Genomic DNA, 23354 nt, shown 5'->3' on the forward strand with positions numbered 1-23354 from the left:
CGACCCGCCCCTCATTCGCGCTGAGACGCGCGGAGTTAAATCACTGATTTGCCCGACGGCGAAAGCGGAATGTTTTTTGCGCGAGGACTGGACAGACTTTTGCTGATTTGCCCGTCGGGTTGTTATGTCGCACCCAAAATAGCCACATCGTCATTGCGAGCGCAGCGAAGCAATCCATAGCGCCGCAAGTAGAGACATGGATTGCTTCGCTGCGCTCGCAATGACGGAGGTGGTGGCGCGAGCCGCCGCACCCTCGGCAAGGGGCTTTTCGACGACGATCATTCGTGTACTAATAAACAATCCGACTTGATCGGCACGTCAGGCCGCGGGCACAATGCGCGGCGCAGGGATTGAGCGAAAAGGACAGAGCATGGCCCACGATGCACCGGAGGCGACCGGACCGAGCAAGCTGATGATCCGCAATATCGGGCTGTTGCTGTCGGGGGCGCTGGAGCGGCCGATCCTCGATGCCGACACCATCGTGGCCGAGAACGGCAAGATCACCGCGATCGGCCGCGCCAAGGATGTCGACACCGAAGGCGCTACCACCATCGTCGATGCCAATGGCACGACGGTGGCGCCCGGGCTGATCGACAGCCACGTCCACCCTGTTGCGGGCGACTGGACGCCGCGGCAGAACCAGGTCAACTGGATCGACAGCTACCTGCATGGCGGCGTCACCACCATGATCTCCGCGGGCGAAGTCCACATGCCGGGCCGGCCACGTGATGTCGTGGGCCTCAAGGCGATGGCTATCTTCGCGCAGCGCGCATTCTGGACACTGAGGCCCGGCGGCGTGAAGGTGCACGCCGGCGCGCCGGTGATCGAATGCGAGATGGTGGAAGAGGATTTCAAGGAAATGGCCGCCGCCGGCGTCAAGCTGCTCGGCGAGGTCGGCCTTGGCGGCGTGAAGGACGGCCCGACCGCGCGGAAGATGGTGGGATGGGCGCGCAAATACGGCATCCAGAGCACGATCCACACCGGCGGCCCCTCGATCCCCGGCTCCGGTCTGATCGACAAGGATGTGGTGCTGGAGGCCGACACCGACGTGGTCGGCCACATCAACGGCGGCCACACCGCCCTGCCGGACGACCAGATCCGCTGCATCTGCGAGGGCTGCAAGCGCGGCCTCGAACTGGTTCACAACGGCAATGAGCGATCGGCGCTCTACACGCTGCGCATCGCGCGCGATATGGGTGATCTTCACCGCGTCATCCTCGGCACCGATGCGCCCGCCGGCTCCGGCGTGCAGCCGCTCGGGATTTTGCGCATGGTCTCGATGCTGTCCTCGCTGGGCGAACTGCCGGCAGAGATCGCGTTCTGCCTCGCCACCGGCAACACCGCGCGGATGCGCGGATTGGATTGCGGATTGGTCGAAGTCGGCCGCGCGGCGGATTTCGTGCTGATGGACAAGGCGCAGCATTCGCCAGGCAAGAATATCCTGGAGAGCGTGCAGCTCGGCGATCTGCCGGGCATCGGCATGACTATCATCGACGGCATCGTCCGCACCCAGCGCAGCAGGAATACGCCGCCGGCGGGCAAAGTGCCGGAGATTATGGGACGGTAACCGCTCCGGAGTCATTCCGGGGCATCGCGAAGCATCGAGCCCGGAATCCATCTCGCCGCAGAGTGCGCGGCCAAATGGATTCCGGGCTCGCGCTACGCGCGCCCCGGAATGACGGGGTGCGGGCGCGCCTACTCGATCACCTGCACTATCTTCTGCTGCTGCGGATCGACCAGCACGATCTGGTCGCCGACAGCGAGATAGCGATAGTTCCTGAGCTCGGCATTGCTGCGCACCATCTCCTCTGGCACGGGCTGCAGCGACAGGCAGTTCGATGCCGACGTTCCGCCCGACGAGGTCGTCGAGCCGACCGTGGTCGAAGGCCCGCGCGCCAACTCCCTGAACCTCGTGCGCATGTCGTCGCTGATGACGATGCGCTCGCGGCCATAGGCTGCGGCCCCGCCATAGCCCGGCCCTTCGTCGAGGATGTCGACGACTTCGTGCCGCCGCGGATCGACGATCACGACCCTGTCGTCGACGAGCGTGTAATCGTAGTCGCGATATTGCGGAGCAATCCGCACGATGTCTGCCGGCAGCCGGTGAGGCTGGATACTCGGCGGCAACGGCTGGCCGATATTGACATTCACATTGGAGGTCCGGGTTGCCGTTCGATCACTCCGTAGCTGATCCACGATCTGCTTGCGCTGGTCGTCATTGACGTTTGCAGCGCGCTGACCGGCCTGTCCAGACGTTTGGCCGGTCCTTGTGGCCTGGTCCTGCGTCGTGTCGCTCGGCCGCGAGCTCTGCTGCTGCGTCGACGTGCCGGAGGGCTGTCCCGCCTGATCGCGCTGATCCCTGCGGTCGCGGTCCATCTGCTGCTGGCTCTGCTGCCTGGTATCGGCAGGCTGCCTGGCGTCCTGCGCGCGGTCACGTCCAGTGCGGTCCTCGCGACCACGCTGCTGCTCGGTGGTCTCCTTGGCGTTGCGACCTTGCTGATCTTCCTTGCTCTGTTGCTGCGACGCGCTGGCTGGCGGTCGTTCGCGACGATCCTGATCCTGGCTTTGCCGGGTCGGCTCCTTGCTCTCACGCCCTTGCGGCTCCTGAGCCTGCTTGCTCCGCTCAGCGGGCGACGAACCTTCGCCGCGCTGCATGTCCCTGGTGCCGCCCTTCTGTTCAGATTGAGCGCGCTCCTTCGCGCGATCGGCGGCGCCGGAGCGGTCCATCTCCCTGGACTGGGCGCCCGAACGATCCATGTCTTTCGACTGAGCCGTGGGCGCCTGTGCGCGAGGGCTCTCCTCGCGCTTCTGCGATTGATCCGGCGCCTGCGCAATGGCCGCGCTGGCGCCGATGGTCATGGCGATTGCCGTTGTGTAAAGCCAATTCATCCTCATTGGGGGAACTCCTGTTGGTTCCTCTGCCCGCCTCTTGAACCTTAGCAATGTCAGCCGCCGGGTTTTGTTCCGCCGACAATCCGGCGGACTCTGGACGCTTCAGCGCAGCTTGCTCAGGAGCGCGATCAACGTCTCGCGCTCCTTGCCATCGAGCGGCGCCAGCGTTTCCTTGGTGATCGCCAGCGCGTTCGGCGCAGCTTTTTCGACCGTCTGCTGGCCCGCGCGGGTCAGGCTGACGAGCAAACGACGGCCGTCCTCAGGATCGGAACTGGTCTCGGTCAGGCCCCGCGCCGTGAGGCGGTCGATGACGCCCTTGATGGTGGCGACATCCATCGCTGTCAGCCGGCCAAGCTGGTTCTGCGAGCACGAGCCGGTCTCGGCGAGCTTCGACAGCGCCGCCCATTGCGGCGAGGTTAGCTCGACGCCGATCTCACGCGCGAAGATGGTGGCGTGGCGCTGCCACACCTGGCGCAGCAAGAAGCCGATCTGCTCGTCCAGAACGTAGCTGATCTTCTGCGGCTTCGGGTTGCGTTTCGCGCCCCCATTCCTGGCCATTATTGAATCTCCCACCGTCGCCCATCACAGCGACAGATGCGCGTCCCGAATATCGGGCCGCGCATCGAGCTCGGCCATCGTGCCGCCGAAGCAGATGCGGCCGCGCTCGATGATATAGGCGCGATCCGAGATCAGGCGCGCGAAATGCAGGTTCTGCTCGGAGACGACGATGCTCACGCCCTCCTTTTTCATGGCAAGGATCGCGTCGACCATCTGCTCGACGATCTTCGGCGACAGGCCTTCAGAGGGCTCATCGAGCAGCACCAGCGACGGGTTGCCCATCAGCGTGCGCGCAATCGTCAGCATCTGCTGCTCGCCGCCGCTCATGCGCCCGCCTGCGCGTCCCCGCATCTCGCCGAGATTCGGAAACAGCGTGAACAGTTTTTCGCGCGTCCAGTATGGCGCATTGGCGCGCTTCGGCTGACGGCCGACTTCGAGATTCTCCTCGACCGTCAGGTCGGTGAAGATGCGCCGTTCCTCCGGCACATAGCCGAGCCCGCCGCGCACGATCGCGTGCGTCGGCTCGCGCGAAACATCCCTGCCCTCGAAGAGGATGCGCCCCGAGCGGTTCTCGACCAGGCCAACGATGGAGCGGAACGTCGTCGACTTGCCGGCGCCGTTGCGACCGAGCAGCGCGACCACCTCGCCTTCGCCGACATCGAGCGCGATATCGAACAGGATGTGCGCCGGACCATAGAAGCTGTTGAGATCGCTGACCTGGAGTTTCATGCGTGCGCTCCGTCGCGGTGGCGCGCGTCATAGACCAGGCCCTCGCCGAGATAGATGGCGCGCACCTGCGCATTGCCGCGGACTTCCTCAGGCGATCCCTCGGCAACCAGGCTGCCGCGGTTGAGCACCAGGATGCGGTCGGCATGCTCGAACACGACGTCCATGTCGTGCTCGGTGAAGAGCACGCCAATCGACTGCTCCCGTGCGATCGTGGCGGTGAGCCGCATCAAGTCGATGCGCTCGCGCGGCGCCATGCCGGCGGTCGGCTCGTCCATCAACAACAGCTTCGGCTGGTTGGCGAGTGCAACCGCGAGCTCGAGCCGCTTGAGGTCGCCATAGGCGAGCTCGCCGCAGGGACGCTCGGCATAGGCGCCCATACCGACGAGATCGAGCAGCCGGCCTGCCTCCTCGCGCGCGAAATTCGGCGTCGAGCTCCAGACATTGAAAAGCTGGTGCCGGTGCGAGACCAGCGCGACCTGCACGTTCTCGCGCACGGTCATGGTGGGAAAGGTCGCGGTGATCTGGAAGGTGCGACCCACGCCGAGCCGCCAGATCGCGCGCGGCTTCTTGCCGGCGGTGTCCTCGCCCAGGATCGTGATGCGGCCGGAGTCCGGGATGTTCTGGCCGTTGAGCATATCGAAGCAGGTGCTCTTGCCGGCACCGTTGGGACCGATCAGCGCCAGGATCTCGCCGGCGCGCAGCTCGAACGAGACGCCGCGCACGGCGTGCACGCCGCCATACGACTTGGTCAGGCCTTCGACCGACAGCAATGTGGGGACCATGCTCATTCGGCGGTCTCGATGCGCGAGGCGAGAAGCGGCGAGTTCGACGATGACGATTTGCGGCGGCGGCTGAGGATCGATTCCAGCGTGCCGACGATGCCCTTCGGGAAGGCGACGACGATCAGCACGATGAAGGCGCCAAGCACCAGTTTCGACCAGTCGGTCTGGCTGACCAGCCAGATGTTCAAGGCCTTGTAGACGATGGCGCCGACCACGGCGCCGGACACCGTCTCGACGCCGCCGAGCAGCACCATGACCAGCGCATCGACCGAGAGCGAGATGCCCATGTTGTCAGGAAAGACGCTGCCTTTCAGATACGCGAACAGCGCGCCGGCGAGACCAGCCACGGTGCCTGCGATCACGAATGCGGTCCACTGGATGCGCTTGCCGTTGATGCCAACAGCCTCGCTGCGCAGCGGCGAATCCCGCGTCGCGCGCAATGCGAAGCCGAAGGGCGAGAACACGATGATGCGGAGGATCAGAACTGCCAGCGCCGCGATGCCGAGCGAGAGCCAGTAGAAGTGCGACGGGCTCGCCGCCCATTTCTCCGGCCAGACGCCAAGGATGCCATTGTCGCCGCCGGTGACCGCCACCCACTGGAACGCGATCGACCACACGATCTGGGCAAAGGCGAGCGTCAGCATCGCGAAATAGACGCCGGAGAGCTGTACGGCAAAGAAGCCAAACACGGCGGCACCGACGAGGCCCAATAGCGGGCCAAGCGCGAGGCACACGATCATCGGCAGCCCCGCCAGTTTAGCGAGGAAGGCGACGCCATAGGCGCCCAGGCCGAAATAGGCGGCATGGCCGAACGAGGCGAGACCGCCGACCGACATCAGGAAATGCAGGCTGACGGCGAAGATCACGAAGATCGCGATCTCCGAGCCGACGGTGAGCGCGTAATTGCCGGCGAAAAACGGCAGTGCGGCAGCCACGACCAGGGCGGCGATTGCGGCCAATCGCTCGTTCGAGGTCCAGGGCCGCCACGGATTGACGGTGAGGCCCGGCGTGCGGCGCGCCGGCGCCTCCGGCTTGCCGAACAGGCCCCACGGGCGGACGATCAGCACGACCGCCATCACCAGGAAGACCAGGATGATGGAGATCTTCGGGAAGATCAAAATGCCGAAGGCATTGAGCTCGGAGACCAGCACCGCGGCGACGAAGGCGCCGGTGATGCTGCCGAGGCCGCCGATCACGACAACGACGAACACATCGACGATGATGCGCAAGTCCATCGCATGATGCACGGCATCGCGCGGGATCTGCAGTGCGCCGCCGAGCGCAGCCAGGAAGACGCCGACCGCAAACACGCTGGTGAACAGCCATTTCTGGTTGACCCCAAGCGCTGCGACCATGTCGCGATCCTGCGTCGCCGCGCGCACCAGGACGCCCCAGCGCGTGCGCTGGAACAGCAGCCAGAGGATGCCGAGCACGACAGGGCCGAGCACGATCAGGAACAGGTCATAGCTCGGGATGTTCTGGCCGAAGAAATCGACCGCGCCCTTGAAGCCGGGCGCGCGGCGGCCGACGAGATCGCTCGGGCCCCAGATCAGCACGACGAGATCCTGGACCATCAGCGTGAGGCCGAAGGTCGCGAGCAACTGGAACAGCTCGGGCGAATGATAGATGCGCCGCAGCAGCACCATCTCAACGAGCACGCCAACCACGGCGACGACAAGTGCGGCGACAACGATGCCACCCCAGAAGCCGAGCGCGCCGGCGAAGCGCTCGGTGAGCGTGAAGGCGATGTAGGCGCCGAGCATGTAGAAGGCGCCATGCGCGAAATTCACGATCCGCGTCACGCCGAAGATGATCGACAGCCCCGAGGCGACCAGGAACAGCGAGGCGGCGCTGGCAAGTCCGGTCAGGAACTGAACGACGTAAAAGGCCATCGGCGGTCCAGGTTGGAGGCTGGGTCACCTCTCCCCGCCTTTGCGGGGAGAGGTCGAATTGCGCAGCAATTCGGGTGAGGGGCTCTCTCCGCGAGCGCGACTCGTGGAGACAGCCCCTCACCCCGACCCTCTCCCCGCAAGAGCGGGGAGAGGGAGGAGATCATCCATCAATCCTTCGGCCGGAGCTTCTCGATCTCGGCATCGGCGGGCAGATAGTCGGAGCCCTTCTTGTAGGAGGACTCCACCATTACGCCCTTGCCGTCCTTCAGCGCGGTCTTGCCGACGTAAGCACCGAGCGTCGACTGGTGGTCGATCTTGCGGAAGGTGATCTCGCCGAACGGCGACGGCACCGACAGGCCTTCGGTCGCCGCGATCAGCTTCTCCGGATCGGTCGAGTTCGCCTTGGTCAGGATCGCCGCCGCCGACTTGATGGTCTGGTAGCCGACGATCGAGCCGAGCCGCGGATAATCCTTGAACTTGGCCTGGTAGGCCTTCAGGAACGCCTCATGCTCCGGCGTCTTGATATCGTACCAGGGGTAGCCAGTGACGATCCACCCTTCCGGCGTTTCGTCCTTCAGCGGATCGAGATATTCCGGCTCGCCGGTCAGGAAGCTCACCACCGCGCGGTCCTTGAACAGGCCACGCGTGTTGCCTTCGCGCACGAGCTTGACCAAGTCGGCGCCGAAGGTGACGTTGAGGATCGCTTCCGGATTGGCGGCGGCAACCGCCTGCACCACCGGGCCGGCGTCGATCTTGCCCTGCGGCGGCCACTGCTCGTCGACCCAGACAATGTCGGGACGCTTCTCCGACATCAGCTTCTTGAACACGGCAACGGCGGACTGGCCGTATTCATAGTTCGGCGCGATGGTGGCCCAGCGCTTGGCCGGCAGTTTCGCGGCGGCCTCGACCAGCATCGCCGCCTGCATGTAATTCGAGGGACGCAGACGGAAGGTATAGCGGTTGCCCTTGGGCCAGGTGATGGCATCGGTCAACGGCTCGGCGGCGAGGAAGAATACCTTCTTCTGGTTGGCGAAGTCAGAGACGGCGAGCCCGATATTGGAGAGGAAGGTCCCGGCGAGCATCGCGACGTTCTCGCTCGAGACCAGTTCGTTGGCCGCGGTCTGCGCATCCGCCGGCTTGCCATTGTCATCCTTGGAGATGACGACCAGCTTCTTGCCATTGATGCCGCCGCTCGCGTTGATCTCCTCGACCGCGAGCTGCCAGCCCTTGCGATAGGGCTCGGTGAAGGCGGGCAACAGCGAATAGCTGTTGATCTCGCCGATCTTGATCTCGCTCTGGGCCATGGCAGTATTCGCCATGCCCGCAACCAGGACCGCGAGCCCTGCCCCAATCAAATAATTCCGCATCCCTTACCCTCCGATGTCCAACAAAATTATCTCAAACCGTCTTCGCCCTTGATCTCCGCGACCGTCAGCCCGCCGACGCGCGGCAGCGGCCGCCCAGAGTCGGTCACGGCGACCGCGACCATGATCTCGTTGGCCCGCGGCGCGTCGTTGATCTGCACCTCCATGCCATCGAAATGGCTCCGCACGAAAGCCGCATCCTTATGCCCCAGCGGGATATCCAGCGTCGTCCCCGGACCAGAACGCTTTTTCGAGGATGGAATCAATGCGGCTCCTTTACTCAGGACCTTGCGGACGGGCGCTCCCATCTTGGGATGCAAGATCGCGGCCGCATGTTCGAGCTCGCCGTTTTCGCCGACGGCGGCGGCTTTCCCATAGGAATGCGCCTTGGAGCCCTCGATGCCGAGCGCCGCCACCGCTCGTTTCGACAGCAATTCGCCGAGTTCCTCGCCAATCGCGATCAGAGACGAAAGGTCCTCGACATAGCGGCCGGCAAAGGGGTTTTCGATTACCGCGATCGCCGCCGCGCGCCGGGTCGGCGGAGCGATGGTCTTACCCATCTCGATGTGGGTCTCCTCGACCACGGTGACGATCTTGCGAATGATGGCACTCATCGGTTTCCGCCCTGTTGTGTTCGGCCCTGTTTGATCAGGCCCGCGTAGTCTCTATCGCGCATTCATGAACGAGTTGCGATTCCGGTACCTTAAGCGCACGCGCCCGCACGATCGCCGTCTCGCCGAACAGGCGCAGCGCCGCGCTCTCGATCAATCCTGCCGCAAGGCATTGTCGCGCGCAAACCGCACCCGCTTCAAGGGCATCGGTGATCTCGCGAGCCGACAATGTGCCGACCTCCCGCGTCACCAGGCGCGGGCCGAGGTCGCTGTCGGGCTGCAATTCGTTTGCCGGACGGCGGACAATCGCCGGGTGCCCGGGCAGATCGACGGCGTTGGCGATGACGGTCGCGGCGGCATCGGCTTCCGAGGCGGTCCGCGCCAGCACGGTGACGGCATCGGCGATGCCGAAGGAGAAGCTGCGGCCGTGACGGCCGCTGGTGGCGATACCGCGGACGGGATCGTCGGCGTGGATGACCATGGTCTGCAGCAGGCCGCGGCTATCGGGACGGTCGATCAGGCCGACGGTGAACTGCTCGTCGCCGGCAAGATGCAGGGCGATGTCGCCGCCATTATTGACATAGGCGCGATCGAGCGATGCTGCCTCCAGCATCGCGCCGAGGATTTCTTCCGCCACGCTGCCCGCGACAGCTGCCATCGGCGTGATGAAGCGGTCGGCGGCAAACGGGGCCACCGCAGCATGCATGCGGCGGGCGATGACGCCTTCGAGCGCGCAGTGCATCGGATGGGCCGCCTTGCGCAGTTCGCCGAGCTCCATGCAGAGCCCGTCCAGCAGGCCGGTGAAGCGGCACACCGCCGCATCATAGGCTGCGCGCACGGCAGTCTCGCTTCCCGTTGCCTCCACGATCAGATCGATCGGTCCGTCCTGCAAATGCAGCCGCTTGCCATCAGGAAGAAGCGCGATTTGCGGACGTCTCGTCATGGTCGCCTCCCCGAAGTGAAGAGCATGGGCCGGATCTCGGCGCTGTCGCGGAGCGATGACAGCGGCCGCACGTAATCCATGTGGCCGCCGAGCGCCGCATAGTCGGAAAGTCTTAGCGTGAACTCGATCGGCGCCACCAGCGCCGGCGTCGGCACGTAGCCAAATGCCCCTATCGGCATCTGCGTGACATCGACCATGAAGGTGATGCCGCCGCCGGGCCAGACATAGACAGGTGCGCCGCCGCTGGTGACGCGGGTCAGCGCGTCCTTCACCGAGCGCGTCAGCCGCACCGGGTTGTCGGTGACGCCGGCGCGCAGCGAGCCGCCCGCGCCGGCCATGAACAGCACGGTGCACAGCGCCGGCTCGCAATTCTCCTGGATGCGCTCGACCGAGAATTTCAGCTCGGCCGGCATCTCCTGCTCGATCGGCCGCAGCGCCTCGTCGAGCACGTAATAGGCCGCATGCTCGCCGGTGGTCGAGACCATCAGCATGGTCAGCCCCGGCCGCGCATCCTTAGGATCGAACGGGCCAAGCACGGACAGCGGATCGGAGATCCTGGTGCCGCCCCAGCCCGTGCCGGGCTCGGCGACCTGGAAATAACGCCCGGGCGTCGAGCGACGCCCTTTCATCTTGATGCCGGTGTCGGGAATATCCAATAGCTTGCCGGCCTGGTGCTCCGAGAGCACGCCGGTGATGTGGTCATCGACCACAACGACTTCGTCGACCTTGCCGTGCCATTGCTTGGCGAACATGCCGATGGTGGCCGAGCCGCAGCCGACGCGCATGCGCTCTTCCTGCACGCCGTTGACAACAGGCGCTTGGCCCGCCTGCACCACGACGGTGGCGCCGCCGTCGATCGTAAGTTCCACCGGCTTGCAGTTGGAAAGATCCATCAGCGTATCGCAGGTGACGCGGCCCTCTTTCTTGGAGCCGCCGGTCAGATGATGCACGCCGCCGAGCGACAGCATCTGCGAACCGTATTCGCTTGTCGTGACATGCCCGACCACCTCGCCCTGCGCGCGCACTGCGGCGGTCTCCGGGCCGAGATAACGGTCAGTGTCGATCTTCACCTTGACGCCGCAATAGGAGAAGATGCCTTCGGTCACCACGGTGACCATATCGACGCCGTCGATTTCCGACGACACGATGAAGGGCGCCGGCTTGTAATCGGGATAGGTCGTGCCGGCGCCGATCGCGGTGACGAAGATATCGCGCTGGTGGACGATCTTGCCGTCCCAGTCGCCGCTCGCCTGGAACGGCACAACGCGCCCGCCATGCTCGAGCGCGCGCGACAGCACGATGTGCGGATCGACGCGCACCAGTTTCCCATCATGATTGGCATAGCGGTCGCAGGCGCCCGCCGCGCCCGGCTTGATGTAGCACATCACCGGGCAGGCATCGCAGCGGATCTTGTCAGAAGCGGCAACGTCGGCCATCGCGAACAAGCCTGGTGTTGGGAGGCGGCGTCATCTGGTCCCCGGGATATCAATCATCGGGGATATCGTTCGTATACGAATGATCCTGCGCGCAGGTTGTAGAGCTGTCAAGCGGGTGCAATCGCGAAAAACCACACCTGCCGAATAAAACCTCATTTGCCTGCTCGCTTTGTCCAGAAAGCGGGCAGCGCAGTGCAGCAAATTTCGGGCGGCTTGCACGTTTGTACACAAACGTTATCCTCCGATTCATCGATCGTAGATTTTGCGATCGCCGATTTTGCAATGCAATCATCGAAACGCTCATAGAAGCCTTAGGGGACCACGAGCCGATGCGCCTGACCGTCAACGGCAGGATTTTCGATGTCGACGCCGCTCCGGACACCGCACTGCTTTACGTGCTGCGCAACGATCTCGAACTGAACGGACCGAAATATGGGTGCGGGCTCGGCGAATGCGGCGCCTGTGCGGTGCTGATCGACGGCGTCGCGGCGCGATCCTGCGTGATCCCCATCGATGGCTGCGCCGGGCGCGACATTGTGACGCTCGAAGGGCTCGGCGCGCGCGAACATCCAGATCCCGTGCAGCAAGCCTTCATCGCCGAGCAGGCCGCACAATGCGGCTACTGCCTCAACGGCATGATCATCACGACGAAGGCGCTGCTCACGCGCAATCCGCGTCCGACCGAAAACGAGATATTGGAAGCACTGCGCTACAATCTCTGCCGCTGCGGCGCGCATATCGAGATCATCCGCGCCGCGATGCGCGCGGCCGGCCACGAACTCGAGGCACGCGATTGATGGCGTCGGATGAGAATCGCCCCCGGCCGCAGGGATCGCTCTCCGTTGTTCGACGATCGGATGCGAACGGCGCGTTCGAGACCTTCATCAAGATCACGGCGGATGGCTTTGTCACCGCCTATAACGGCCATGTCGATCTCGGTACCGGCATCCGCACCGCGCTCGGGCAGGTCGTCGCCGAAGAGCTCGACGTATCCTTTGCGCGCGTGGTCGTGGTGCTCGGTGACACCTCGCAGACGCCCAACCAGGGTCCGACGATCGCCAGCGAGACCATGCAGATATCGGCGGTGCCGCTCCGCAAGGCGGCAGCGCAGGCGCGGCACTTCTTGGCCGCGCGTGCGGCAGAACGACTCGATGTATCGGCTGAAGAGCTCTCGGTCGAGGACGGACTGATCCGCGGCAAGGACAACCGCAGCATCACCTATGGCGAGCTGATCGCGGACGAGACGATCCGGCTCGAGCTGGCCGACGATGTGCCGGTGAAATCCGTCGATACCTATTCCGTGGTCGGGCGTTCGGTGCCGCGCGTCGATCTGCCGGCCAAGGCGACCGGCGAACCGGTCTACGTCCACGACGTGCGCGTGCCCGGCATGCTGCACGGCCGCGTGGTGCGCCCGCCCTATGCCGGCGTCGATGCCGGGCCGTTCGTCGGCACCAGCCTGATTGCAGTTGATGAAAGCTCGGTGCGCAACATTCCGGGCCTCGTCGCGGTGGTGCGGATCGGCGATTTCGTCGGCGTCGTCGCCGAGCGCGAAGAAAACGCGATCAAGGCGGCGGCGCAACTGAAGGTCACTTGGAAACCAGGGCCGACGCTGACGAGTCTCGATAACGTCGAGCAGGCGCTGCGCGCCAATCCTTCGACGCCGCGCACGCTGCTCGACAAGGGCGATGTCGACAGCGCAATCAAGGGCGCCGCGAAGCCGATGCAGCGGACCTATCTGTGGCCATACCAGATGCATGGCTCGATCGGCCCGTCCTGCGCGGTGGCGGACTATCGCGACGATGCGATCCACGTCTGGTCGGGCACGCAGAACCCGCACCTCCTGCGCAGCGATCTCGCGCTGCTGATCGAGCGGCCGGAAGCCGAGATCGAGGTGATCAGGATGGAGGCAGCCGGCTGCTATGGCCGCAACTGCGCCGACGATGTCTCGGCGGACGCGCTCCTGCTCTCGCGCGCCGTTGGCCGTCCCGTGCGCGTGCAGTTGACGCGCGAGCAGGAGCACGCCTGGGAGCCGAAGGGCACCGCGCAGTTGATGGACGTCAATGGCGGCCTGAACGCGGACGGCAGCGTAGCGGCCTACGACTTTGCCACGCGCTATCCCTCGAACGGTGCGCCGACGCTGGCGCTGCTGCTCACGGGGAGGATTGCGCCGACACCTGCTGTCTTCGAGATGGGCGACCGCACCGCGATCCCGCCATACGACTACGACCACATGCGCGTGGTCGCCCACGACATGCCGCCGATCGTGCGCGCCTCCTGGTTTCGCGGCGTCTCGGCGCTGCCGAACACCTTCGCGCATGAATCCTATATCGACGAGCTCGCGACTGAAGCCGGCGTCGATCCGATCGAATACCGGCTGCGCTACCTCAAGGACAAGCGCGCCATCGATCTCGTCAACGCGGTCGCCGAGCGCGCCGGCTGGAAGCCACGCCCGGTGCGCGAGGAGAAGGTCGCGGAAGGCGACATCTTGCGCGGGCGCGGCTTTGCCTATGCGCTCTACGTCCACAGCAAGTTTCCGGGCTATGGCGCGGCATGGTCGGCGTGGATCGCCGATGTCGCGGTCAACAAGGCGACGGGCGAGGTCAGCGTGACGCGCGTGGTGGCGGGCCAGGATTCCGGACTGATGATAAATCCGGACGGCGTGCGCCACCAGATCCATGGCAACGTCGTCCAGTCGACCAGTCGTGCGCTGATGGAAGAAGTCACCTTCGAGCGCGGCGCGGTGACGGCGCGGGAGTGGGGCGCCTACCCCATCATCAAATTCCCGGAGCTTCCGAAGATCGATGTGCTGATGCTGCCGCGGCAGGACCAGCCACCGCTCGGCGTCGGCGAATCCGCGTCCGTGCCGAGCGCGGCCGCCATCGCGAACGCAATCTATGACGCGACCGGAGTTCGTTTTCGTGAATTGCCGTTCACGCCGGAACGTATCCTGAAGGGATTGCACGGCGAGGAACCGACTGCCCCACCTGCGCTGGCGCCACCACTGCCTGCTCCATCAGAGAAATGGCAAAAACCGTTCGCGAGACGCACCGGCGTGCTTGCCGGCATCGCCGCCGTATGTGCGGCCGTCGTCGGCATCGGCGCGGCCACACTGCCGTGGCGCGCGATTGCGCCGATCGCGCGTCCTGACGCATCGGTCTATTCGGCCGCGACCATTGCACGCGGCAAGGAGCTTGCCGCGCTCGGCGCCTGCGCGGTGTGCCATACCGCAGCGGACGGAAAGCTCAACGCCGGCGGCCGGGCGCTGGAGACGCCGTTCGGCATCATCTACGCGACCAACATCACGCCCGATGTCGAGACCGGCATCGGCGCGTGGTCCTATCCGGCCTTCGAGCGCGCGATGCGCGAAGGCATCCATCGCGACGGCCGGCATCTCTATCCGGCTTTCCCCTACCCCCATTTTGCCAAAGCCACCGACGCCGACCTGCAGGCGCTCTATGCCTACCTGATGGCGCAGGCCCCGGTGCGCGCGATGACGCCGGAACACGACCTGAAGTTTCCTTTCAACCTGCGCCCGCTGCTCGCCGGATGGAATGCGCTGTTCCACGATACGAAAACATTCCAGCCCGATCCGACCAGGTCGGAGATGTGGAATCGCGGCGCCTATCTGGTCGAAGGTCTCGGCCATTGCAGCGCCTGCCATTCGCCGCGCAACGCGCTCGGCGCCGAACTGAAGAATGCCTATCTCGCCGGCGGCTTTGCCGAGGGCTGGGAGGCGCCTGCGCTGACGTCGCTCTCAAAGGCACCGATCCCCTGGAGTGAGGACGAGCTCTACGCCTATTTGCGGACCGGCGAATCCCGCTTCCATGGCGTGGCGGCCGGGCCGATGGCGCCGGTCGTGAAGGAATTGGCCGCACTGCCAGACCGGGACATCCGCGCCATGGCCGTCTATCTCGGCTCTTTCAACGAGACCGCCATTGACGGGCCGGCGCAGGAAGCGCTCGCCGTGAAGCTCGAACATGCGACGGCCACGAGCGCGGTTGTCCCCGCCTCTTTCGGCGCCCGCCTCTACCAGGGCGCCTGCGCGGTCTGTCACGAGGTGGGCGGACCGCCTCTGTTCGGCAGCCGGCCCTCGCTGTCCCTGAACAGCAATCTGCACAGCGCGGTGCCGGACAATTTGATCCAGGTGATCCTGCACGGCATCCGCGAACCTGCGACCGGCGACCTCGGTTATATGCCCGGATTCAAGGACAGCATGACCGACGGCCAGGTCGCCGAACTCGTTTCCTATCTCCGGCGGCAGTTTGCTCCGGACAAGCCGGCCTGGACCGGCATCGAGGCGACCGCTGGCAGGATCAGACAGGGAACACGCTGAGCTGCCCTGCCAGAACCACTGCCACAATCCACTGGTTGGGCAGCTTTTGGCACGCTAAGGTTCCGCCATGACGTTTACGGATATTGCAACCCGAACCTACAACCATGGCTGGCGGCTCGACCCGATCGTGCGCAGCCTGCTCGACACCGATTTCTACAAGCTGTTGATGCTGCAGATGATCCGGGAGTTCTACCCGGACACGCGCACGACCTTTTCGGTGATCAACCGCACCAGCCGGGTCCGGCTTGCCGAGGTGATCGACGAGGGCGAATTGCGCGCCCAGCTCGACCACGCCCGCACCATCCGCTTCAGCAAGAAGGAACTGATCTGGCTCGCCGGTAACACGTTCTACGGCAAGACCCAGATGTTCTCGCCGGATTTCATCAACTGGCTTTCGACTTTCCGCCTGCCCGAATATGAACTGCGCAAGGTCGATGGGCAGTATGAACTGCATTTCCACGGGCCCTGGACCCACACCACGATGTGGGAGATCCCGGCGCTCGCGATCCTGAACGAATTGCGCTCGCGCGCGGCGATGAAGGGTCAGGGCCGTTTCGCGCTCGACGTGCTCTATGCGCGCGCCAAGGCCAAGCTGTGGGCCAAGGTCGAGCGCCTGCGCAAGCTCGACGGCTTAAAGCTTTCGGACTTCGGCACCCGCCGCCGCCACGGCTTCCTCTGGCAGCGCTGGTGCGTCGAGGCCGTGAAGGAGGGGCTCGGGCCGTCTTTCACCGGCACCTCCAACGTGCTGCTGGCAATGGACAACGACCTCGAGGCGATCGGCACCAATGCCCATGAACTGCCGATGGTGGCTGCGGCGCTCGCCAATTCGGATGAAGAGCTGCGCTGGGCGCCCTACGCCATCCTGGACCAGTGGCGCCATACCTATGGCGGCAATCTGCTGGTCGCCCTCCCCGACGCCTTCGGCACCAGGGTGTTTCTGCGCGACGCGCCGGATTGGGTCGCCGACTGGACCGGCTTTCGCCCGGACAGCGCGCCGCCGATCGCGGCCGGCGAGGAGATCATCCGATGGTGGAAGCAGAAGGGCCGCGATCCCAGGGAGAAGCTCCTGGTCTTCTCGGACGCCATGGACGTCGATTCAATCGAGGAAAGCTACAGGCATTTCGCCGGCCGCGTTCGCATCAGCTTCGGCTGGGGCACCAACCTCACCAATGACTTCGTCGGCTGCGCGCCTGACGGTTCCGCCGACCTCGACCCGATCTCGATCGTCTGCAAGGTGACCTCGGTCGACGGCAGGCCGGCGGTAAAACTCTCAGATAATCCCGAGAAGGCGACCGGTATCCCCTCCGAGGTCGAGCGTTACCTGCGCGTATTCGGCAACGCCGGCCGCGTGCGCGCCGCCGTGCACGTCTAGTTTTGGGCATAATCTCCGCGCAAACACTACGCGTTTGTCGCGCGGGAAAACTGGCTTCCATCTTTCCGGATCAGGCCATAAACCGCACCAATCCCGCCCCCAGCTCGCGAGTTTCAGCATGCCCGCACCCAACCCGCCTGCGTTCGAAACCCTAAGCCTGCATGCCGGACAGCGCCCCGATCCCGTGACGGGATCGCGCGCAGTGCCGATCTACCAGACGACGTCCTACGTGTTCCAGGACGCCGATCATGCGGCGGCGCTGTTCAACCTGGAGCGCGCCGGCCACATCTACACACGAATTTCCAATCCAACGACTGCGGTGCTGGAAGAGCGGATCGCAGCGCTCGAAGGCGGCGTCGGCGCGATCTGCACCGCGAGCGGCATGGCGGCGATGCATCTGGCGATCGCCACGCTGCTCAATGCCGGCGACCATATCGTCGCTTCGGCCTCGCTCTATGGCGGCACCATCAACCTGCTGGCGCACACGCTGCCGCGCTTCGGCATCACGACAACCTTCGTGAAGCCGCGGGCGCTGGACAAATTCCGCGCCGCGATCAAGCCGAACACGCGCCTGGTGATCGCCGAGACCATCGGCAATCCCGGCCTTGAAGTGCTCGATATCCCCGCGGTGGCTGACATCGCGCATGACGCGAAAATTCCGCTGTTGATCGACAACACCTTTGCGACGCCCTATCTCAGCCGCCCGATCGAATTCGGCGCCGACATCGTCATGAACTCGGCGACGAAATGGCTCGGCGGGCATGGCATTGCGATCGGCGGCGTCATTGTCGACGGCGGCGGCTTCGACTGGCATGCGTCGGGCAAATTCCCGCAGCTCACCGAACCCTATGCCGGCTATCACGGCATCGTCTTCGACGAGCAGTTCGGCAAGGCGGCCTTCATCATGCGGGCCCGCACCGAGGGCTTGCGCGATTTCGGCGCCTGCCTGTCGCCGACCAACGCGTTCCAGCTCCTGCAGGGCATCGAGACGCTCGGCGTGCGGATGGATCGGCACATGAGCAATACGCTCGCCGTGCTGGAATTCCTGACCGCGAACAAGGCAGTCGATTGGGTGCTACATCCGGCGCTGGAAAATCACCCGGATTACGAGCTTGCGAAGAAGCTGCTGCCGCGCGGCGCCGGCTCGATCGTCAGCTTCGGCATCAAGGGCGGACGCGCTGCGGGCAAGAAGTTCATCGAACAGTTGAAGCTGATCAGCCACCTCGCCAATGTCGGGGACGCCAAGACGCTGGTGATCCATCCCGCCTCCACCACCCATCAGCAGATGGACGCCGAGCAGCTCAAGGCTGCCGGCATCGGCGAAGAGCTGGTGCGGCTGTCGGTCGGCATCGAGACCGCGCAGGACATCATCGACGATCTCGGCCAGGCGCTTCGCGCATCGCAGAGGGTTTGAGCCATGCAGCTTTCGGTGAACGGGATTGAGACTTTCGTGGTAACTGGCGGAAAGCCGTTCGATCCATCGTTGCCCACGGTCATGATGATCCACGGCGCGGGCTTTGACAGCTCCACCTGGGCGCTGCACAGCCGCTGGTTCGCGCATCACGGCTATTCGGTGCTGGCGCCGGATCTGCCCGGCCACGGCCGCTCGTCCGGCAAGCCCTTGCCGACGATTGCGGCGATGGCGGACTGGATCGCGGCGCTGTTGCATGCGGCCGGCGCCTCGAAGGCGAAGCTGATCGGACACTCCATGGGTTCGCTGATCGCGCTGGAGACCGCGGCGCGGCACCCGGACAAAGTGTCGGCACTGAGCCTGATCGGAACGGCGGCGACGATGACGGTTGGGCCTGATCTGTTGAAGGCGGCGGAGGCCAACGATCCCGCCGCGATCGACATGGTCTCGATCTGGGGTCTCGGCTTCAAGGCCGAGCTCGGCGGCTCGCTCGCGCCGGGATTATGGATGCACCACGGCGCACAACGCGTGCTGCAGCGCGCGCGACCGGGCGTGCTCTACAACGATCTGAACGCCTGCAATTCATACCAGAATGCGCTGGCCGCGGCGGCGCAGATCAAGGTGCCGGTGACGTTCATCCTCGGCGAGCGCGATCTGATGACTCCAGCAAAAGCCGGCAAGACGCTGGCGGCCGCAACGCCAAACGCGCGCACCGTGGTGCTGGCCGGTGCCGGCCACATGATGATGGTCGAGCAGCCCGACGAACTGCTGGCGGCGCTGCGGACGTAGTTCATCCCTTCTCCCCTTGTGGGAGAAGGTGGCGCGAAGCGCCGGATGAGGGGTTCTCGCCACACGCTCTTGTGCTCGCGGAGAGAACCCCTCACCCAATCGAGTTCGCTGCCGGCAGCCGAGCTGCCCTCTCCCGCAAGGGGCGAGGGCACATCAACTGGCAGCTCCAAAGCTGCGATCGTCCGGCAGCGGGCTGCTGGCGACGCTGAAGCACTGACATTGTACTCGTCATTGCCGGGCTTGACCCGGCAATCCATCCCTTCGCAAGAACTCTTTTCTTGATGGATGCGCGGGTCAAGCCCGCGCATGACGAGCTGAGAACGACTACCTCGCCGGCTTGCGTTCGATCGGGTGGATGTCGATCGCGCGCAACCGACCCAGGCGCAGCACGTCCATGGCCAGCGTGCGGTCGATGCGGTCGCGGTCGAGGGCGCGGATCAGGTCGTCGACGCCGTTGATGTCGATGCCGTCGAGCTTGATCACGACATCGCCGGGCAGAAGGCCCGCTTTCGACGCCGGGCTATCCGGCTCGATCTGCGCGAGCAGCGCGCCCATCTTGTTCTCGACGCCGGCGAGCACGGCATGGCGCCGCGGGATCGGCGCGGTCTGGCCAGCGACGCCGATGAAGGCGCGGCGGACATAGCCGTGGCGGATGATCTCCGACAGCACGAACTGCGCGGTGTTGCTCGCGACCGCAAAGCAGATGCCCTGCGCGCCGTTGATGATCGCGGTGTTGATGCCGATCACCTGCGAATTCGACGACACCAGCGGGCCGCCGGAATTGCCGGGGTTGAGCGCGGCATCGGTCTGGATCACGTCCTCGATCGTGCGCCCGCTGACCGAGCGGATCGAGCGCCCGAGCGCCGACACCACGCCGGCGGTGACCGTCGATTCAAAGCCGAGCGGATTGCCGATCGCGACCACGAGCTGGCCGCGCCGGAGTTGCTTGGAATCGCCGAGCGAGGCGTAAGGCAGATCGCGCGCGCCATCGGCCCGCAACAATGCGAGATCGGTGTCGGGATCGACGCCGAGCACATGGGCGTCGGTGACGAATCCCTCGGTGTCACGCAGGCGGATCTCTTTCGACGAGCCGACCACGTGGCTGTTGGTCAGCACGAGGCCGTCGGGCGAGATGACGATGCCTGAACCGAGCCCGCCGCGCTCACGCGGCGTTCGCACTTTCGGCCCGGTCTCGACGCGCACCACCGCGGGGCCGACGCGTTCGGTCACGTCGATCACGGCGTTGGAATAGGCATCGAGCAACGCCCGGTCATCGGCCGGGATAGCTTCGGTCGTTCGCGGTGACAGCGCGTCACCGGCGTTATTTGAGGTGATATCCAACATGGTGAGGGTTCCTTCGGCTCATTCAAATGGGAGCCGAGTTCCTCCTGCGCAAGGTGCCCGTGCCGGGCTCAGACCTGCCCAAACGGCTAGGGCGCCGGAGCTCTCTCCGCTCGGTCGGGACGTAGCCCGGGTGAAGCGCCAGCGTAACCCGGGACCCGTCGTGGCCGCGGATATGGAATATCCCGGGTTACGTGTTCCGCTCCACCCGGGCTACGACTTCCTGCTAGGGCGCTCGCCGCAAGCTGCCCCCGTGCGCCCTGACGGGATCAAGCAATGACCAGTCGCCCTGCTCCAGCGTGTGGCCCTTCGGGAAGGGGGCGCGGAGCTCGTATCCGAGCGAGCGCAGCACGCGGTCATCGCGGTAGTAGCATTGCAGGACCACGCGAACGAGCGTTGCCGCGGGGACTGCGCCGGTCGCGCGGAATTCCTTTGCGACCCGGTCGCGCTGCGCTGTGTCGAGCTCGGCGAGCGGCTTGCCGGCCAAGCGCGCGAGATGGTCGAGCGCGGCGCGCACCGGCTCGGTATCCCGGCCGAGCGTTGCCAAGATATCGGCCTGGATGGCTCGATCATCGGCGCCGGGCACCTTGTACTCGGCACTCTCGGGGATGATCATGCCGGCGATCGTCCTGAGATCGTCGCGCTGAACTGTGGTAAGCGTATCGGCTGACATGGCATCCTCAGTCGAAAAGATTTGCAAGGCGCTGCTTCATCTGGTCGGCGATGTAGAGCGCGATCGCCTGGATGGTCGAGGTCGGGTTGACGCCGCCTGAGGTGACGAAGACGCTGCCGTCGACGATGAACAGGTTCTTCACGTCATGCGAGCGGCCCCATTCGTTGACCACGGAGCGCGCAGGATCGGTGCCCATCCGCGCGGTGCCGAGCAGATGCCAGCCGCCCCAGGGGATCGGATTATTGGTGCAGATATCAGTCGCGCCGGCGGCCTCGAGAATCTCGCGGCCGCGCGCCAGCCCATGCTCCATCATCTTCCGGCTGTTCTCGCTGATCGTGTAATCGATCTTCGGGGCGGGAATGCCGTGGCTGTCCTTCAACACGGGATCGAGCGTGACGCGGTTGTGCTCCTCGGGGAGATCCTCGCAGATCGCAGAGACCGCAAGGCGGTGGCCGTTGAGCTTGCGGAAGACGCGGTGATGGTCCGCCCCCCACGGCAGAATGCCCTTCTGCTCGCTGGCGACGGCCTCGAACACCGGCCCTGCGCCGCGGCCGAACTGGATGCCGTAACCGCGGACGAAGCCGCGCGAGAGGTCGGTGTCGTAGAACTCCTTGCTCCACAGGCAAGTCGGCGGCGCGCGGTTGCTGTCGGTCGGCTCCTTCACGAAACCGTAGATCTGCGCATAGGGATGGAACATCAGGTTCTTGCCGACCAGGCCTGATGAATTGGCGAGGCCGTTCGGAAAGCGGCCGGAGACGGAGTTCAAGAGCAGCCGTGGCGTGCCGACGCCGTTGCAGGCGATGATGACGACCTCCGCCGGCTGAAACTGCTCGACGCCGTCCTTGTCGTAATAGACGACGCCGGAGGCCATGCCGTGCTCGTTGGTCAGGATCTCACGCACGCGGCAATGCGTCTTGATTTCGACGCCGGCGCGGATCGCATGCGGCCAATACGTGATGTCGGTCGAGGCTTTCGCGCCTTGCGCGCAGGCCGGTGTGCAATGGCCGAGATTGATGCAGCGCGCCCTGCCCTCGTAGTCCATTGTCGCGACCGTGGTATCCGACGGCCACCAGTGCCAGCCAAGCTTGTTCATGGCCTTGCCGATCAACGGACCGGAAAGTCCGAGCGGCTGCGGCGGCATCGGCGGGTGCGTCAATGGCGAAAGCGGATCGCCTGACAGGCCCGATACGCCCATCATCCGGTCGTTCTCTTCGAAGAACGGAGTGAGTGCGTCGTAGTCGATCGGCCAGTCATCGGCGACGCCGTCGAGTGTCTTCACCTTGAAATCGGACGGATGCAATCGCGGCCAATGCGCCGTGTACATCACGGTCGAACCGCCGACGGCGTTGAAGTTGACGACCTTGATCGGCGAGTTGTCGTCGTTGATGGGATAATCCTCGGGCCGACCGCGGACGTTCGGGCTGGTCGACCAGTCGCCATAGAACTTGGCTTCCCAGTCCCGCCCGGTGCTCGGATAGTCCGCGGGATTCATCCAGCCGCCCTGCTCCAGGCAGAGGATGTGCATTTTCGTCTCGGCCAGCGACCACGCCACCGCGGCGCCGGATGCGCCGGCGCCGATGATCAGGACGTCAACGGAATCGTTCATTTGGGGTTTCCCCTAGAATTATTTGTCCGTCATTGCGAGCGAAGCGAAGCAATCCACGCCTCAGCGGACGGACAGATGGATTGCTTCGCTACGCTCGCAATGACGGCGCGTTGTTGGCTAGACGATAGGGGAAAACCGGATGCGGAGTAAAGCGGCAGGTCATTGCACGCGCGGCACGATCATCACGTCGAGCCCGCGGATTTCGTCCGGCGTTGCGGATCGCGTCATCGCGCCCGGCGCTTCCACCAGCACTTGCACCCGCAGGCGCTTGTTGACCACGTTCCTCGACTGAACGGGGAAGGTTTCGGAACGGGTGTCATTCGGACCCGGCACGCCGTAGGTCATAATCGAGCCGATCACGTCGCCTTGCTCGGTCTTCACAACAAGGCGCGCGCCGAACGGCAACGGACCGGTTACGACCTTGAGCCGGACTGCCTCCTTGGGGCCGGGATCGCGCGGCGCTAATAGCTCGGTCATCCTCCGGTCCTGCGCGGTGGCTATGCCAGCACCAGCGAGGGTTGCGAGAATAAGGGCGATAGAAACTCTGTGTCGCATGTCGGGCCTTGGCAGGAGAACGCTGCTTCGGATTGCACTCCGTCTTTTGGGCGCGATCATGGTCGGG

The 23354-nt window shown here is 64.9% G+C and carries 19 protein-coding genes; 6 read left to right on the plus strand and 13 right to left on the minus strand.

From position 1 onward, the window contains the following. Nucleotides 1–370 precede the first annotated feature (370 nt). Complete coding sequence (locus AC5ZG1_RS35260; RefSeq protein ID WP_496135619.1) at nt 371–1567, plus strand: amidohydrolase family protein; 1197 nt, start codon at nt 371–373, stop codon at nt 1565–1567. Nucleotides 1568–1695: 128 nt separating this feature from the next. On the opposite strand, the gene AC5ZG1_RS35265 is transcribed toward AC5ZG1_RS35260, so the two are convergent. The 9 genes from AC5ZG1_RS35265 to AC5ZG1_RS35305 form a co-directional block, all read right to left on the minus strand. After that, nucleotides 1696–2895 carry a DUF1236 domain-containing protein gene (locus AC5ZG1_RS35265; RefSeq protein WP_496135620.1) on the minus strand — a complete coding sequence of 400 codons (1200 nt, stop codon included), beginning with the start codon at nt 2893–2895 and terminating at the stop codon, nt 1696–1698. A gap of 99 nt (nt 2896–2994) precedes the next feature. After that, nucleotides 2995–3450, minus strand: a complete 456-nt coding sequence (locus tag AC5ZG1_RS35270) for a MarR family winged helix-turn-helix transcriptional regulator (protein WP_028164318.1) — start codon at nt 3448–3450, stop codon at nt 2995–2997. Between the two features lie 24 nt (nt 3451–3474). Then, nucleotides 3475–4179, minus strand: a complete 705-nt coding sequence (locus AC5ZG1_RS35275; protein ID WP_496135621.1) for an ABC transporter ATP-binding protein — start codon at nt 4177–4179, stop codon at nt 3475–3477. Beyond that, nucleotides 4176–4967, minus strand: a complete 792-nt coding sequence (locus AC5ZG1_RS35280; RefSeq protein WP_496135622.1) for an ABC transporter ATP-binding protein — start codon at nt 4965–4967, stop codon at nt 4176–4178. Before AC5ZG1_RS35280 ends, AC5ZG1_RS35275 begins: the two co-directional genes overlap by 4 nt. Further along, on the minus strand, nt 4964–6853 hold the full coding sequence (locus AC5ZG1_RS35285) for an ABC transporter permease (RefSeq protein ID WP_496135623.1): 1890 nt from the start codon (nt 6851–6853) through the stop codon (nt 4964–4966). The genes AC5ZG1_RS35280 and AC5ZG1_RS35285 overlap by 4 nt, the downstream gene beginning before the upstream one ends. Nucleotides 6854–7020: 167 nt before the next feature. Then, entirely contained in the window at nt 7021–8220 is a 1200-nt protein-coding gene (locus AC5ZG1_RS35290) for an ABC transporter substrate-binding protein (protein ID WP_496135624.1), read from the minus strand. A gap of 26 nt (nt 8221–8246) precedes the next feature. Next, on the minus strand, nt 8247–8831 hold the full coding sequence (locus tag AC5ZG1_RS35295; protein WP_456644028.1) for an amino acid synthesis family protein: 585 nt from the start codon (nt 8829–8831) through the stop codon (nt 8247–8249). 34 nt (nt 8832–8865) lie between these two features. Beyond that, on the minus strand, nt 8866–9771 hold the full coding sequence (locus AC5ZG1_RS35300) for a UPF0280 family protein (RefSeq protein WP_496135625.1): 906 nt from the start codon (nt 9769–9771) through the stop codon (nt 8866–8868). Further along, a complete protein-coding gene (locus AC5ZG1_RS35305; RefSeq protein WP_496135626.1) occupies nt 9768–11207 on the minus strand; it encodes a 6-hydroxynicotinate reductase in 1440 nt (479 codons plus the stop codon). Before AC5ZG1_RS35305 ends, AC5ZG1_RS35300 begins: the two co-directional genes overlap by 4 nt. 329 nt (nt 11208–11536) lie before the next feature. Here AC5ZG1_RS35305 and AC5ZG1_RS35310 point away from each other — a divergent pair, with 329 nt between their 5' ends. The 5 genes from AC5ZG1_RS35310 (at nt 11537) to AC5ZG1_RS35330 (ending at nt 19112) form a co-directional block, all read left to right on the plus strand. Beyond that, nucleotides 11537–12004, plus strand: a complete 468-nt coding sequence (locus tag AC5ZG1_RS35310) for a (2Fe-2S)-binding protein (RefSeq protein ID WP_456644025.1) — start codon at nt 11537–11539, stop codon at nt 12002–12004. Next, nucleotides 12004–15540, plus strand: a complete 3537-nt coding sequence (locus tag AC5ZG1_RS35315; protein ID WP_496135627.1) for a molybdopterin cofactor-binding domain-containing protein — start codon at nt 12004–12006, stop codon at nt 15538–15540. Before AC5ZG1_RS35310 ends, AC5ZG1_RS35315 begins: the two co-directional genes overlap by 1 nt. 67 nt (nt 15541–15607) lie before the next feature. Then, entirely contained in the window at nt 15608–16912 is a 1305-nt protein-coding gene (pncB, locus tag AC5ZG1_RS35320) for a nicotinate phosphoribosyltransferase (protein ID WP_496135628.1), read from the plus strand. A gap of 118 nt (nt 16913–17030) precedes the next feature. Continuing rightward, nucleotides 17031–18326, plus strand: coding sequence for an O-acetylhomoserine aminocarboxypropyltransferase (locus AC5ZG1_RS35325; RefSeq protein ID WP_496135629.1), 1296 nt, complete (start codon nt 17031–17033; stop codon nt 18324–18326). Between the two features lie 3 nt (nt 18327–18329). Beyond that, nucleotides 18330–19112 carry an alpha/beta fold hydrolase gene (locus tag AC5ZG1_RS35330; protein WP_456644021.1) on the plus strand — a complete coding sequence of 261 codons (783 nt, stop codon included), beginning with the start codon at nt 18330–18332 and terminating at the stop codon, nt 19110–19112. A 324-nt stretch (nt 19113–19436) separates the two neighbouring features. On the opposite strand, the gene AC5ZG1_RS35335 is transcribed toward AC5ZG1_RS35330, so the two are convergent. From AC5ZG1_RS35335 to AC5ZG1_RS35350, 4 genes are all read right to left on the minus strand, one after another. Beyond that, nucleotides 19437–20456, minus strand: coding sequence for a S1C family serine protease (locus AC5ZG1_RS35335; protein ID WP_496135630.1), 1020 nt, complete (start codon nt 20454–20456; stop codon nt 19437–19439). Nucleotides 20457–20679: 223 nt separating this feature from the next. Then, complete coding sequence (locus AC5ZG1_RS35340; protein ID WP_496135631.1) at nt 20680–21126, minus strand: hypothetical protein; 447 nt, start codon at nt 21124–21126, stop codon at nt 20680–20682. Between the two features lie 7 nt (nt 21127–21133). Then, the gene (locus AC5ZG1_RS35345; RefSeq protein ID WP_496135632.1) at nt 21134–22732 is read right to left on the minus strand and encodes a GMC family oxidoreductase; all 1599 of its coding nucleotides are present in this window, start codon (nt 22730–22732) and stop codon (nt 21134–21136) included. A 159-nt stretch (nt 22733–22891) separates the two neighbouring features. Next, nucleotides 22892–23209: a hypothetical protein gene (locus tag AC5ZG1_RS35350; protein ID WP_474419051.1), complete on the minus strand. Its 318-nt coding sequence runs from the start codon at nt 23207–23209 to the stop codon at nt 22892–22894. Nucleotides 23210–23354 lie beyond the last annotated feature (145 nt).

The sequence above is a fragment of the Bradyrhizobium sp. Leo78 genome (assembly GCF_059512425.1).

Bases quoted from the DNA above. Each gene is read 5' to 3' on its own strand.
- AC5ZG1_RS35315 (WP_496135627.1), top strand. From the start codon at position 12,004: ATGGCGTCGGATGAGAATCGCCCCCGGCCGCAGGGATCGCTCTCCGTT.
- AC5ZG1_RS35290 (WP_496135624.1), bottom strand. From the start codon at position 8,220: ATGCGGAATTATTTGATTGGGGCAGGGCTCGCGGTCCTGGTTGCGGGC.
- AC5ZG1_RS35325 (WP_496135629.1), top strand. From the start codon at position 17,031: ATGCCCGCACCCAACCCGCCTGCGTTCGAAACCCTAAGCCTGCATGCC.
- pncB (WP_496135628.1), top strand. From the start codon at position 15,608: ATGACGTTTACGGATATTGCAACCCGAACCTACAACCATGGCTGGCGG.
- AC5ZG1_RS35280 (WP_496135622.1), bottom strand. From the start codon at position 4,967: ATGAGCATGGTCCCCACATTGCTGTCGGTCGAAGGCCTGACCAAGTCG.
- AC5ZG1_RS35270 (WP_028164318.1), bottom strand. From the start codon at position 3,450: ATGGCCAGGAATGGGGGCGCGAAACGCAACCCGAAGCCGCAGAAGATC.
- AC5ZG1_RS35305 (WP_496135626.1), bottom strand. From the start codon at position 11,207: ATGGCCGACGTTGCCGCTTCTGACAAGATCCGCTGCGATGCCTGCCCG.
- AC5ZG1_RS35350 (WP_474419051.1), bottom strand. From the start codon at position 23,209: ATGACCGAGCTATTAGCGCCGCGCGATCCCGGCCCCAAGGAGGCAGTC.
- AC5ZG1_RS35260 (WP_496135619.1), top strand. From the start codon at position 371: ATGGCCCACGATGCACCGGAGGCGACCGGACCGAGCAAGCTGATGATC.
- AC5ZG1_RS35345 (WP_496135632.1), bottom strand. From the start codon at position 22,732: ATGAACGATTCCGTTGACGTCCTGATCATCGGCGCCGGCGCATCCGGC.
- AC5ZG1_RS35310 (WP_456644025.1), top strand. From the start codon at position 11,537: ATGCGCCTGACCGTCAACGGCAGGATTTTCGATGTCGACGCCGCTCCG.
- AC5ZG1_RS35275 (WP_496135621.1), bottom strand. From the start codon at position 4,179: ATGAAACTCCAGGTCAGCGATCTCAACAGCTTCTATGGTCCGGCGCAC.
- AC5ZG1_RS35285 (WP_496135623.1), bottom strand. From the start codon at position 6,853: ATGGCCTTTTACGTCGTTCAGTTCCTGACCGGACTTGCCAGCGCCGCC.
- AC5ZG1_RS35265 (WP_496135620.1), bottom strand. From the start codon at position 2,895: ATGAGGATGAATTGGCTTTACACAACGGCAATCGCCATGACCATCGGC.
- AC5ZG1_RS35335 (WP_496135630.1), bottom strand. From the start codon at position 20,456: ATGTTGGATATCACCTCAAATAACGCCGGTGACGCGCTGTCACCGCGA.
- AC5ZG1_RS35330 (WP_456644021.1), top strand. From the start codon at position 18,330: ATGCAGCTTTCGGTGAACGGGATTGAGACTTTCGTGGTAACTGGCGGA.
- AC5ZG1_RS35300 (WP_496135625.1), bottom strand. From the start codon at position 9,771: ATGACGAGACGTCCGCAAATCGCGCTTCTTCCTGATGGCAAGCGGCTG.
- AC5ZG1_RS35295 (WP_456644028.1), bottom strand. From the start codon at position 8,831: ATGAGTGCCATCATTCGCAAGATCGTCACCGTGGTCGAGGAGACCCAC.
- AC5ZG1_RS35340 (WP_496135631.1), bottom strand. From the start codon at position 21,126: ATGTCAGCCGATACGCTTACCACAGTTCAGCGCGACGATCTCAGGACG.